We start from the raw sequence: 12,363 nt of genomic DNA, 5'->3' as shown, positions 1-12,363 counted from the left end.
CGCCGCGCGGCCTTGCATCTGGAACTGCCTCACGACGAAGGGATCGCATCAGCATTGTCGGCCCTGCCCTCATAGCCCTCGAAAAATGGCAGGGGCCGCAAGGCCCCTGCCGTTCTTATCACCGGATTTCGAACGTCACCATCTGCAGGCCGCTCGCCCCGTGATCTTCCTCCGCCTGCTTGGCGAGATTGATGGCAAGCCCACGTGTCGTCGGCTGCTTCGAGCCGGCGACGAGCTGTCTCGCCCTGTCCACGGTCAGCTTGCGGTCACCGAGGCCGCCGGCCTTGCAGACGGCGATCATGGTTTCGCCGGGCGACGGCGAATCGAAGGTCAGGTTGCCGGTTCCGGGCTGCGGGATCATGCGGCGCTCGCCCGGCTCCAGCGTGGTGCTGCCGATCATCACATCCGGGATGATCTCGACATTGCCGGTATCCTCCACATAGACGACCTGGAGTTCGCAGGCATGGTTCGTGCTCAGCTCGAAGCTCAGGCGGTCCCCGACCTTCGCGCGGGTCGAGGAGACATGCAGGGCGAGCTTCACCTTCTCGGCCTGCGCCTTGTCGTCCTGCTTGTAGGCCGGCACGACATAGGCCGCGCTCGCCTGATCGCCACCCGCCACCTGCTGCCCGGTCTCGGCCGGCATGTCCGGATTGACGCCGTGCTTCAGCGGCCTGAGCTGGCGAAGCGGCTCCAGCATGAAAGCGTATTGCTCTTCCAGTTCCACGCGCGGGATCGTTGCGCCGGCTTCGAGCGTCGCCACCCAGTCGAGACCGATGCGCAGGGCATTAACGTCGGCGATGCGGCGGATATCCGAGGTGAATTCCTCCGGCGTCATGTCGAACTCGGAGGCAAGCTGCTCGAAGTCCAACTGGTCTTCGTACTTGTCGGCGAAGTAGGTGAATATCTCCGCGCCGCCCGGCGCCTTCAGGCCGGTCTTGCCGCCGCCGGCCGTGGTTTCCGTGATGCCGAGGCGGTCGAGCGCGGCGACGAAGCGGTCGGTATCGCGCTTGTAGACCTCGTTCAGCTTTTCCTGCGGCACATAGACGGCGAGCAGCTCGTCCTGCTGGTCCTTGGAGAACAGCGTCGAGGTCTCGATATGTTCGCGGAGCTGGTCGCGCTTCGACAGGATGCCGTCGAAATGGCAGTCGAAGCAGGACCGCGCGTTGACGATCTCCACGCCCTTGCCGATCGGCCGCTTGCGGAAGGACACGATCGAGGTCGGGCCGACGTCGAGCTGGTCGCCCTTGTTGGTCGACAGGTAATAGCCCTGCAGGCCGTTCGGCAGCGAGAAGATCATTTCGCCGCCGTCATGCTCGAAGGGTTCGAGGCCCGCCGGCAGCGGAACGCCGTGCGGCCCCGCCGGGAAGCGCTTCAACACCTGGCGGCCGACATCGCCGGCAAAGTCGTAGGACTTCCAGTAATAGCCGCCGAAGGGCATGTCGTGGCGCTCCAGCATGCGATTGTGGTCGGACACACCGGACGAGCCGTCGGCGAAGCCGGCGCGCACGATGCGGCGACGCACGATGTTGTCCTCGACATTCACCCCGAAGCGCTGTTCCAGCTCGATGATATTGGTCGGCAGCTTCATCAGGCGGTTGTAGACCTTGGGCCGCGCGCCATTGCTCATGAACCAGTCGACACGCATGATCGGAAGCTGCGTCTGCGTCGCCTTTGCCAGCGCATGGAGCTGCGCATCGCTTTCCGGATCGACGCCATAGACATATTCGTTGATCAGGAAATCGTAGTCGTCCTGGCTCCATTCGAGGTCGCGCATATCGATGCGCACGAGCAGGCCGTCCGAGCCTTCGACCTCCTCGGGAAACACCAGTTCCGGGCCGTAGGACAGGGAATTCAGCAGCTTCTTGAAGCCGCCCGCCAGAACCTTCATGCGCTTCAGGAAGGTCTCGTGCGTTTCGCAGCTCATCATGCCGTTATACTGGTCGCGATAGCTGAAATAGCGCATGAAGGGCTGGTCGTGCGCGCTGACCTTTGAGATATCGCGCAGCGCCAGCTCGACGAAGTCGAGATATTTCAGCATCGGGCGCGCGCGCTTGACCTGCGTCGCCGACACGGCGGTCGGGATGGCGGACTGGTTCAGCGAATTGATCCAGTTGGCGAGGCTCTGCACCTCGGCATCGTCCGGGCGCTTGCCGAGCGGCATGCGGCCGCTGGTGACGCTGGTATAGAGCAGCGACTTGGAAGCGTCGCCCGGCGTCACGAAAGCCGGATTGGCGGCAATCGAGGCAAGGTCGCCCGAGGGGAAGGACCCTTGCGAGCTTTCGCCCGGACCGTGGCAGTTGCGGCAGTATTTGCCGATGAAGGCATCGGCCGCCGAGGCGAATTCCGTGCTTGCCCCACCCGCGCCGAGCGCCGTTTCGGAGGTCGCCTCGCTGCAGACCGGCGTGGCGCTGGTCTCGACGGGGGTCACCTTCACCTCGCGGTCGGCAAGGAAGGCGTACATGGCCTGCTTGTCCTCATCGGACAACGTGGACAGGCCATGCGCGATGCGGCGCATGACCGGATCGGACAGCGGCGACCCGGACAGCTTGTTGCCCTCCGCGATGAGGCCCTTTGTGAAGACCTCGTGCGAGGCAAGGCCGCTCATGCGCGCCTTGGTGATATCGGGCGCGACGGCGCCGGTCAGGCCCTTCTCGCCCTCATAGGCGCGGGCAAGGTCGAGACCGTAGGTCGTGGTGCGCGGCGTGTGGCAATCGCCGCAGCCGCCGACATTCTCCACCAGATAGCGGCCGCGCTCCATCTGCGTCGCTTCGCGTGGCTGGTAGGCCGGCACGGTGAAGTGGCTGCGCTTCCAGAGCGTGATCGTCGTCTGGCGGCTGAAGGGGAAGGCGATCTCGTGTTCCTTCGAGGCGGCGTCGGATTGCGGCAGCGTCTCGATATAGGCCTTGATGTCCAGCACGTCCTCCGGCTTCATGCCGCCGTAGGAAGTGTAGGGCATGACCGGATAGAGGTTGTCCCCGTCCTTCTTCAGCCCCACCATCACGGCGTTCAGGAAATCCGCATTCGACCAGCCGCCGATGCCGTTCGGATGGGCGGAGATGTTCGGCGCGAAGAACTTGCCGATCGCCGTCTGCATCTCCATGCCGCCGGAAAGAAGCTCGGTATTGTCGCCCGAACCGTGGCACGCGCCGCAGCCGGCCGCACCGAACAGGATCTTGCCGTTCTCGGCATTCGCCTGATACGCGCCATAGGCATCCGGCGCGAACTGGTCGACGGCGGAGGCTCCCGCCGGACAGAAGATCGCGGCAGCAAGGCCGAGCGCAGCGCCAAGCCGGACGATTGATGTGCTGAACAGGCGCATGGCGTGTTCCCTCGCTTCATGAGGCCGACGGACCGGCCGAAATTATCCTACCGAAATTCGAAACGCTCGAACTCGACGCGCCGGGGCGTCTTGCCCAAATCCCTCAACCCCTTTTCGATGGCCATCCGCAACGGCGGCGGGCCGCAGAACCAGAGGTCGGCCTCGGCGGGATTCATGCTGGTGCCGGCGACCAGACGGGCGGCGTCGAGACGGCCGTCCGTCGCCGAATTGTGCAGGACGAAGCTGAAATTGCCGAGCTTTTCGGCCTGCGCCCTGAACGTATCCAGACCGATGGCCTCGGCCCCGTCGCGCACGCAATAGACCATGTGGATATCCTGCCCCTCGTCGCCCTTGAGACGGCCCGCCATGGCGAGGAACGGCGTGACGCCGATGCCGCCGGCAAGCCATATCTGCTTCTTGCCGCCGCGCCTGTGGTTAAAGTGGCCGTAGCCGCCCTCCAGCGTCAGCCCGTCCCCGACAGCTACCGTTTCGCGCAGGGCCTTCGTATAATCGCCGAGCGGCTTGATGGCGAAACGGACGGTGCCGTCATCCTCGATGCCGGCGATGGTGAAGGGATGCGGCTCGCGAAGGCCGGACTTGTTCACCCGGAAGAAGCCGAACTGGCCGGGCAATGCCCGCAGCTTGCGGCCCGTCGGCCGCGCCGTGATGATCGTCGCGCCGTCATGACGCTCGACATGCACCACCTCGTATTTTCGCGTGCGCAGCCATGGCAAGAGCTGCGTATAGGCATAGCTGACGGTGCCGATGAGGGCGAAGATGTTGAGATAGGTGGCGAGCAGCGCGGTGCCGTCATAGGGACGCTTGATGAACATCTGGTGGAAGGCGACCATGACGAACAGCAGGCCGATGAAGCGGTGCGTGAAGCGCCAGTATTGGTAGGGAATCTGGAAGCGCGTCCTCGGGATGCCCTTCAGGAGGCTGAGGACGAGCAGGAAGACGAAGCCGTAGAAGGCCCATTCGCCCGCCGTCTTGGCAAGCCTGTTGAGATCGCCCGTCAGCGACAGTCCCTGGAAGTCCGGCGTGACGAAATAATGCGCGAGGATAAGACAGAGCACCGCGATGCCGATCTTGCGGTGGAACTGGTAGATACGGTCCAGCCCGCCGAAGAGCCGTTCGATGAAGGGCGGGCGCGTCGCCATGAACTGCGCGATTCCCATGGCGACGAAGGCCATGGAGGAGGCCATCAGCGAGAAAGTGGTGCCGGCATTGGTGTGGCTGACGGCCGGCACGGCCAGCAGGCCGGCGAAGACGATCAGAAGCGTCGCGATGATTGAACCCGCAGTCAATCCATGCCCCCACAAATGCAACTGAACGGTTCGACGTGGCGGGCATGCTGGCAAGGCCCATGACATTCGTCAACCGCAATCCTCCTATCGACGGACCGGCCCTCGGCTTTATTCGGGTCTTTCCCGAGGGGTGGGGAAAACGCCCGGAAGGCGCTGCGCGGCAAGGAAACGATGGACACGGAAATGCACCGGCATCGCACCTCGCCCGGGGCATGCGCTGCGCCCCTGTCAATCTCAGCGCAGCACACGCACTCCATCACTGATATATCAGATGACTTGCCATCCGTTTTGCGACATGCAACCATGTGATATATCAATCAGGATACCGGAATGACGGAAACCGCGGCGTCGCAAGCTCACCTCGCCTATCTCGCCCTCGAAGGCCTCATCGTCACGCTCAAGCTGAAGCCCGGCTCACTGGTCACGGAAAAGCAGCTCATCGAGCTTGCCAGCCATGGCCGGACGCCGGTGCGCGAGGCGATCCAGAAGCTGGAATGGCAGGGATTGATCGCCGTGCGCCCGCGCGCCGGATTGCAGATCGCCGCGATCCGCCCCGACGATCACGCCGAGGTCATGGCAACGCGCCGGCAACTCGAGCCGCTTGCGGCCGACCTCGTCGCCCGCCATGCCGCCAACGATCACCGCGACCGCCTCATCGCCTGCGCACAGACCATGACCGCCTGCTCGATCCAGTCCGACATGGAAGGGTTTCTTGCGGCCGACAAGACCTTCGACGAGATCATGGAAGAGGCCTGCCCCAACCGTTTCCTGACGGCGGCCCTCGCGCCGCTCCAGACGCATTCGCGCCGTCTCTGGTTCGCACGCGCCGATCACCGGCACATGGATCGCTCGGTGGACCTGCACGTGAAGGTCATCCGCGCCATCGGCAACGGCGACGGCCCCGCCGCCGCATCCGCGATGACGGATCTGCTGGACCACCTGTCCGACTGACACAAAAAAGGCGCCCGGAGGCGCCCTTTTCAAAAAAATATCCGTCCGCTCAGTCGACGAAAGCGCGCTCGATGACGAATTCGCCGGGCTTGCTGTTGGCGCCCTCGGTGAGGCCGGCCTGTTCCAGCAGCGCCTTGGTTTCCTTCAGCATGGCCGCGGAACCGCAGATCATGCCGCGGTCGACCGCCGGGTCGAAATGCGGCACGCCGAGATCTGCGAACATCTTGCCGTTGGTGATGAGGTCGGTGATACGGCCCTGGAACGGGAAGTCCTCGCGGGTCACGGTCGCATAGTGGCGCAGCTTGTTGCCGACGACTTCCGACAGGAATTCGTGATTGCGGATTTCCTCCATGAGATCGAAGCCGTATTGCAGCTCGGCGACCTCGCGGCAGGTATGGGTCAGGATGACCTCGTCGAACTTCTCATAGGTCTCCGGATCGCGGATGAGGCTCGCGAAAGGCGCGATGCCGGTGCCGGTGGAGAACATGTAGAGCCGCTTGCCGGGCGTCAGCGCATCGAGCACGAGCGTGCCGGTCGGCTTCTTGCGCATCAGCACCGTGTCGCCCACCTTGATCTGCTGGAGATGCGAGGTCAGCGGGCCGTCCGGCACCTTGATCGAGAAGAATTCCAGTTCCTCGTCCCAGGAGGGGCTGGCGATGGAATAGGCGCGGTAGACCGGCTTGTCGCCGACCATCAGGCCGATCATCGCGAATTCACCCGAGCGGAAGCGGAAGCTTTCCGGGCGCGTCATGCGGAAGCGGAACAGGCGATCCGTATAGTGCTGCACGCTCGTCACCGTCTCGGCAAAAACGCCGGCGGGGATGGCGGGAACGAATTCTTCGGTCTTGGCAGGTGCGTTCATTTCGGGATCGATCCTGGCTTGCGTCGGGAAAACTTGACGATAGGCAGATATTACATGTTGAGCGGCAAAGGAAGGTATCCCGTTCCAATGCGCCGATTGGCCGCGCAATAGTTTGCCGCTCGTTTCTTTTCGCGCAGAGCGCGGGCGTTGTCCTTGATCTTGCTCAAGACTACACCGCGATTGCGGCCATTCGCCGGCCGGAACCGCAAACGGGCCTGAAATCAGGCCCGCCGCCGCCAGCTATAGGAGCCGACATCCTGTGAGGGACGCGCCGTCGGCTGGTAGTGGTTGTCGATGCCCGGCAGGCGGTTTTCCGCAAGCCGCTTCAGCGCCGTCGCATTGCTCACGGCAAAGCTGTCGACGCCACAGCGCAGCATCAGCGGGATCTGGTCGATCAGCACGTCGCCGACCGCCCTCACCTCGCCCGCAAAGCCGAGCCGCGCGCGCAGCAGCGAGGCATGGCTGAAGGCCCGGCCGTCATTGAAGGCCGGGAAGGCGACCGCCACCAGCGCCAGCCGGTCGAGATGACCCTCCAGCCTGCGCACGTCGTCGGCCGGGTTGATCAGCACGCCGAGGCCCGTTTCGTCCGTCTTCGCAAGAAAGGCGTCGAGGCCGAGGATGGCCTTCTCGTTCGAGCCGGCCTGAACCTCTTCGGTCTCGATGATCCACGGGTCGTCGGCCAGGAAGCCGGATTCGTTCCAGATTTTCGTCATGACCATTCTCCTCAGGCCGCTTCCGCCGTCTTGTCGCCGTAGAGCGCATCCTTGAAGGGCTGCGGTCCGACGCGGCGATAGGCGTCGAGGAAGATTTCGGACGGATCGAGGCGAAGGCCGAGATAGGTATTGACGATCACCTCGATGGCGTCCGTCACCTTCTCCGGCTCGAAACCGCGGCCGATGATCTCGCCGATCGACGTGTTCTCGTCGCCCGAGCCGCCGAGCGTGATCTGGTACAGCTCCTCGCCCTTCTTCTCCACGCCCAGAAGGCCGATATGGCCGACATGGTGGTGGCCGCAGGCGTTGATGCAGCCGGAAATCTTGATCTTCAGCTCGCCGATCTCGGCCTGCCGCTCCGGCGCGCCAAAGCGCGTGGAAATCTCCTGCGCGACCGGGATCGAGCGGGCATTCGCCAGCGCGCAATAGTCCAGCCCTGGACAGGCGATGATATCGGTGATGAGGCCGGCATTGGCCGTCGCAAGGCCCGCCGCGACGAGGCCGCGATAGATCGGCTCCAGGTCGGCGAGCGCGACATGCGGCAGGATCAGGTTCTGCTCGTGGCTGACGCGGATTTCGTCGAAGGCATATTCCTCGGCGATATCGGCGACGGCTTCCATCTGCGCGTCGGACGCATCGCCCGGAATGCCGCCGATGGGCTTCAGCGAGATCGTCACCATGCCGTAGTCGGGATGCTTGTGCGGCTGCACGTTCTGATGCACCCAGCGGGCGAAGTCCGCATCGGCCTTCCTCCACTCGGCAAGGCTCGCCCAGCCTTCCGCGCGGGGCGCCAGTTCCGGCGGCGCGAAATAGGCGGAGATGGCGGCGACGTCCTGCTCCGGCAGCTTCAGCTCGGTGTGTCGGAGTTCGGCGAACTCCACCTCCACCTGCCGCGCCAGCTCTTCCGCGCCCGTCTCGTGAACGAGGATCTTGATGCGCGCCTTGTACTTGTTGTCGCGGCGGCCGTGCAGGTTGTACACGCGCATGATCGCGGTCGTGTAGGACAGGAGGTCCTCTTCCGGCAGGAAATCGCGGATCTTCTTGGCGATCATCGGCGTGCGGCCCTGCCCGCCGCCCACATAGACGGCAAAGCCGATCTCGCCCTTCTCGTTCTTCTTCAGGTGCAGGCCGACGTCATGCACCTGGATGGCCGCACGGTCGCGCTCCGCGCCGGTGACGGCGATCTTGAACTTGCGCGGCAGGAAGGAGAATTCCGGGTGGACGGAAGACCACTGGCGCAGGATTTCCGCATAGGGGCGCGGATCGGCGACCTCGTCGGCTGCAGCGCCGGCGAAGTGGTCGGCCGTCACGTTGCGAATGCAGTTGCCGGAGGTCTGGAGCGCGTGCATCTCGACCGTCGCAAGCTCGGCCAGCGCATCGGGCAGCTCGGAGAGCTTCGGCCAGTTGTACTGGATGTTCTGGCGCGTGGTGAAATGGCCGTAGCCGCGGTCGTATTTGCGGGCGATATGGGCCAGCATGCGCATCTGGCGCGAATTCAGCGTGCCGTAGGGAATGGCGACGCGCAGCATATAGGCGTGAAGCTGGAGATAGACGCCGTTCATCAGGCGCAGCGGCTTGAAGGCATCCTCCGCCAGTTCGCCGGAAAGACGGCGGGCAACCTGGTCGCGGAACTGCTCAACGCGGCCGGAGACAAAGGCGTGGTCGAATTCGTCGTAACGGTACATGCGAAATCCTTTAGGCCGTCGCGGTCAGGCCGGCATAGCCGGCGGCATAGGCAATGGTCGGGCCGAGCGCGCGGATGCGCTCGCGCATGCGAAGCGGACGCAGCACGCCGTCGACCTCCTCCACATCGACCACGTTGACGTCAACCACCTTGTTGTCGGCGAAAGCCTGCTTGCCGGTGGCTTCCAGCGCATCGACGGCCTCCTTGTGGCGCGCGACGAAGGCGGCCTGGAGCGATTCGTTCCAGATGCCGGCGGCATCCAGCCAGACGGAAATGCCGTCGGAAAGGCGGTTGGCTGTCAGAACCTTGTCGGCCATGTCATGCTCCCAATGCTGCTGTGACGCGAACCGGCGCGCGGGCGGCGAGCGGTTCGGAATGTTCGAAATTGGCCCCGGCGACGGCCTCGCCGATGATCACCATGACCGGGCCGGAAAGCTCGTCGCGGTGTTCGAGACCCGGAAGGTCTTTCAGCGTGCCGTGCAGCAGCCGCCTTTCGCGGCGGCTGGCGTTTTCCACTACGGCGACGGTGGTTTCCTCAGGCAGGCCCGCATCCATCAGCCGCGCGGCAACGGAGGCGGCCACGGTGCGGCCCATATAGACGGCGACGGTGGCGCCGGAAATGGCAAGCCGCGCCCAGTCAGGCAGGACCGCGCCCGTCAGGTCGTGGCCGGTGGTGAAGACGAGCGAGGACGCGACGCCGCGCAGCGTCAGCGGCAGCTCGAAATCGGCGGCGGCGGCGAAGGCCGAGGTAATGCCGGGCACGACTTCATACGTGATGCCGGCCTGCCGCAGCGCGGCCATTTCCTCGCCGGCGCGGCCATAGACCAGCGGATCGCCGGATTTCAGGCGCACGACGCGCTTGCCGGCCTTGCCGAGATCGACCAGCAGGTCGTTGATCTCTTCCTGCGACTTGGAATGGCAGCCCTTGCGCTTGCCGACGGACAGGCGCTCGGCATCGCGGCGGCCCATATCGACGATGGCCTGCGGCACGAGCGCATCGAAGACGATGACATCGGCTTCCATCATCACGCGCTGGGCGCGCAGCGTCAGCAGGTCTTCCGCGCCGGGGCCGGCACCGACGAGCCAGACATGGCCGGCGGCCCTGCCCTGCGAATTCAGCAGCGTGTTGGCGCAGCGGCGGGCCAGTTCGATATCGCCATTGTTGACGGCATCGGCAACCGCGCCCTGGAAGAAGCGCCGCCAGAAGACGCGGCGGGTGACGCCGCGCGGCAGGATACGGTCGACGGCCTCGCGGTAGCCGCTGGCAAGGCTCGCCAGACGGCCGAGCGAGGGCGAAAGGATCTGGTCGACCTCGGCGCGGATCATCTGCGCCAGAACCGGGCCAGCGCCTTCCGTGCCGATGGCGACGGCGACGGGCGCGCGGTTGACCAGCGCCGGCGTGAAGAAATCGCAATAATCCGGCTGGTCGACGGCATTGACCGGGATACGCAGTTCCCGTGCGGCCGTGGAAATGGCTCGGTCGGCGGCCGCATCGCCGGTTGCCGCGAAGACGAGCGTCGCGCCCGCGATGGCATCCGTCGAGAAGGGCGCACGGACGAGATCGAGGCCCTTTTCCGCGATGAAGCGGGCGAAATCGGCTTCCGGCTCCTCGGCCAGAACGACGATCCGGGCATCCGTGTTGAACAGCAGGCGCGCCTTGGCGAAGGCCTCGTCGCCCGCGCCGACGACAACGACCGTCCTGCCGCTGACGCGGAAGAACGCCGGGAATGTCGTGAGCTTGTCTTGCGTTTCAGTCATAGGCTGGTCGGGGGCTGGTCCGGTTGAAGTGTGCGCACTATCGCGAAAACCGGCAAGAAACGAAAGAAACAGAAATTCCAATGGCCTTGGAGGGGCGTATTGTTTTGCTCAGAGGCCCCGCATTTTGAGCATAAGTCACCGGCCGCCCTTGCCTGTCCGCCGCGGCGACCGCTAAGGATGCCCCATAGAGACTCCAGAAACCGGGACTTTTGCCATGAATCAGGTCGCCCTTGCAAAACGCCTCCTCGACGTCATCGAACGCGATATCCTGCCGCTGACGCGCGAGGGCGTGGCCGCTGGCAACAAGGTTTTCGGCGCGGCCATCCTGCGCAAGTCCGACCTTTCGCTGGTACTGGCCGAGACCAACAACGAGACGGAAAATCCGCTCTGGCACGGCGAGGTCCACACGCTGAAGCGCCTCTACGAGCGCATCGAGAAGCCGGACACGAAGGAATACATCTTCCTCTCCACGCACGAGCCCTGCTCCATGTGCCTTTCGGCCATCACCTGGGCCGGCTTCGACAATTTCTACTATTTCTTCAGCCACGAGGATTCGCGCGACAGCTTCGCCATCCCTCACGACCTGCGCATCCTGAAGGAAGTCTTCCGGCTCGATCCGGGCGGCTATGCCAGGACCAACGCCTTCTGGCATTCCGCCGCCATCGCCGATCTCATCGCCACCTCCGAGGAGGCCGAAAAGCCGGCGCTGCGCAAGCAGGATGGCGAAATCCGCGCGGCCTACGACGCCCTTTCGGACAGCTACCAGTCCGGCAAGGCCGGCAATAACATTCCGCTGAACTGAGACCCGCCATGCAGCCGAGCCGCGACATCGACCGCCTGATCGAAATCATGGCCGCCCTGCGCCAGCCGGAAACCGGCTGCCCCTGGGACATCGTGCAGACCTTCGAGACGATCAAGCCCTATACGATCGAGGAGGCCTACGAGGTCGCCGACGCCATCGAGCGCAATGACATGGACGATCTCTGCGAGGAACTGGGCGACCTCCTCCTGCAGGTCGTCTTCCATGCGCGCATGGCGGAGGAGCGCGGCGAATTCGATTTCGGCAATGTCGTCGAGGCCGTGACGCACAAGATGATCCGCCGCCATCCCCATGTCTTCGCCCGCTCGGATGCCGAGACGCCCGAGGCGGTGAAGCTGCAATGGGATACGATCAAGCAGGCGGAAAAGCAGGAGCGCCGGGAGCGCCGCGCGAAGCGCGGCCTGCCGGAAGACCCGCTCCATCACCATCTCGGCTCGGTGCAGCGTTCCTTCCCGGCCCTCGTCGAGGCGCTGAAGCTTCAGGAACGCGCCGCCAAGGTCGGCTTCGACTGGTCGGAACCCGCCCCGATCCTCGACAAGATCGAGGAGGAAGTCGGCGAGTTGCGCGAGGCGCTGCATAGCGGCGACCATAAAGCTGTCGCCGACGAACTTGGCGATCTCATCTTTGCGCTGGTCAATATCGGCCGCCATGTCGGCGCGGACCCGGAAATGGCGCTGCGCGGCACGAACACCAAGTTCCGCAACCGCTTTTCGCATATCGAAGATACGTTAGCTGCCAATGGCGAGAGCCTGGAAGAGGCAACGCTGGAGCGGATGGAAGAGCTTTGGCAGGCGGCAAAGGGGATCGAGCGGCAGTTGGCGGAGTAGGAGGCATTGCCCCTCATCCCGCTGCCGCGACCTTCTCCCCGCAAGCGGGGAGAAGGGGCAGGAGGCCATGCCTCACTCCCTCCCGGACGGTTGATTTTCAGGAAGCCGGCCCGGCATACCCC

General features: G+C 64.5%; 10 protein-coding genes. 3 read left to right on the top strand and 7 right to left on the bottom strand.

From position 1 onward, the window contains the following. Positions 1–118: 118 nt before the first annotated feature. Both K8M09_RS07805 and K8M09_RS07800 read right to left on the bottom strand, forming a co-directional pair. A complete protein-coding gene (locus K8M09_RS07805) occupies positions 119–3,319 on the bottom strand; it encodes a c-type cytochrome (RefSeq protein ID WP_160784190.1) in 3,201 nt (1,066 codons plus the stop codon). A 47-nt stretch (positions 3,320–3,366) separates the two neighbouring features. Beyond that, the gene (locus tag K8M09_RS07800; protein ID WP_160784189.1) at positions 3,367–4,626 is read right to left on the bottom strand and encodes a ferredoxin reductase family protein; all 1,260 of its coding nucleotides are present in this window, start codon (positions 4,624–4,626) and stop codon (positions 3,367–3,369) included. 330 nt (positions 4,627–4,956) lie between these two features. Between K8M09_RS07800 and K8M09_RS07795 the strand changes: the two genes are divergently transcribed. Continuing rightward, positions 4,957–5,577 (top strand): GntR family transcriptional regulator, encoded by a 621-nt coding sequence (locus K8M09_RS07795; protein ID WP_160784188.1) that lies wholly within the window; start codon positions 4,957–4,959, stop codon positions 5,575–5,577. Between the two features lie 49 nt (positions 5,578–5,626). Here K8M09_RS07795 and K8M09_RS07790 read toward each other — a convergent pair whose 3' ends face one another. From K8M09_RS07790 to cysG, 5 genes are all read right to left on the bottom strand, one after another. After that, the gene (locus K8M09_RS07790; RefSeq protein WP_160784187.1) at positions 5,627–6,439 is read right to left on the bottom strand and encodes a ferredoxin--NADP reductase; all 813 of its coding nucleotides are present in this window, start codon (positions 6,437–6,439) and stop codon (positions 5,627–5,629) included. Between the two features lie 221 nt (positions 6,440–6,660). Further along, the gene (locus tag K8M09_RS07785) at positions 6,661–7,152 is read right to left on the bottom strand and encodes a DUF934 domain-containing protein (RefSeq protein ID WP_160784186.1); all 492 of its coding nucleotides are present in this window, start codon (positions 7,150–7,152) and stop codon (positions 6,661–6,663) included. An 11-nt stretch (positions 7,153–7,163) separates the two neighbouring features. Next, positions 7,164–8,837 (bottom strand): nitrite/sulfite reductase, encoded by a 1,674-nt coding sequence (locus tag K8M09_RS07780; protein ID WP_160784185.1) that lies wholly within the window; start codon positions 8,835–8,837, stop codon positions 7,164–7,166. A 10-nt stretch (positions 8,838–8,847) separates the two neighbouring features. Beyond that, entirely contained in the window at positions 8,848–9,153 is a 306-nt protein-coding gene (locus tag K8M09_RS07775) for a DUF2849 domain-containing protein (RefSeq protein WP_160784184.1), read from the bottom strand. A gap of 1 nt (position 9,154) precedes the next feature. Then, positions 9,155–10,594, bottom strand: a complete 1,440-nt coding sequence (cysG, locus tag K8M09_RS07770) for a siroheme synthase CysG (protein WP_160784183.1) — start codon at positions 10,592–10,594, stop codon at positions 9,155–9,157. 214 nt (positions 10,595–10,808) lie between these two features. On the opposite strand from cysG, the gene K8M09_RS07765 reads away from it, so the two are divergent. Next, positions 10,809–11,396, top strand: coding sequence for a deaminase (locus K8M09_RS07765; RefSeq protein WP_160784182.1), 588 nt, complete (start codon positions 10,809–10,811; stop codon positions 11,394–11,396). An 8-nt stretch (positions 11,397–11,404) separates the two neighbouring features. Next, a complete protein-coding gene (mazG, locus tag K8M09_RS07760; protein WP_160784181.1) occupies positions 11,405–12,241 on the top strand; it encodes a nucleoside triphosphate pyrophosphohydrolase in 837 nt (278 codons plus the stop codon). Positions 12,242–12,363: the final 122 nt, after the last annotated feature.

Source organism: Shinella zoogloeoides, from assembly GCF_020883495.1.
In the GTDB taxonomy this organism is placed as follows: domain Bacteria; phylum Pseudomonadota; class Alphaproteobacteria; order Rhizobiales; family Rhizobiaceae; genus Shinella; species Shinella zoogloeoides.
Note: the sequence above shows the minus strand (reverse complement) of the source record. Positions and strands in the feature narration are given on the sequence as shown.

Bases quoted from the DNA above. Each gene is read 5' to 3' on its own strand.
- K8M09_RS07785 (WP_160784186.1), bottom strand. From the start codon at position 7,152: ATGACGAAAATCTGGAACGAATCCGGCTTCCTGGCCGACGACCCGTGG.
- K8M09_RS07780 (WP_160784185.1), bottom strand. From the start codon at position 8,837: ATGTACCGTTACGACGAATTCGACCACGCCTTTGTCTCCGGCCGCGTT.
- K8M09_RS07805 (WP_160784190.1), bottom strand. From the start codon at position 3,319: ATGCGCCTGTTCAGCACATCAATCGTCCGGCTTGGCGCTGCGCTCGGC.
- mazG (WP_160784181.1), top strand. From the start codon at position 11,405: ATGCAGCCGAGCCGCGACATCGACCGCCTGATCGAAATCATGGCCGCC.
- K8M09_RS07765 (WP_160784182.1), top strand. From the start codon at position 10,809: ATGAATCAGGTCGCCCTTGCAAAACGCCTCCTCGACGTCATCGAACGC.
- cysG (WP_160784183.1), bottom strand. From the start codon at position 10,594: ATGACTGAAACGCAAGACAAGCTCACGACATTCCCGGCGTTCTTCCGC.
- K8M09_RS07795 (WP_160784188.1), top strand. From the start codon at position 4,957: ATGACGGAAACCGCGGCGTCGCAAGCTCACCTCGCCTATCTCGCCCTC.
- K8M09_RS07775 (WP_160784184.1), bottom strand. From the start codon at position 9,153: ATGGCCGACAAGGTTCTGACAGCCAACCGCCTTTCCGACGGCATTTCC.
- K8M09_RS07790 (WP_160784187.1), bottom strand. From the start codon at position 6,439: ATGAACGCACCTGCCAAGACCGAAGAATTCGTTCCCGCCATCCCCGCC.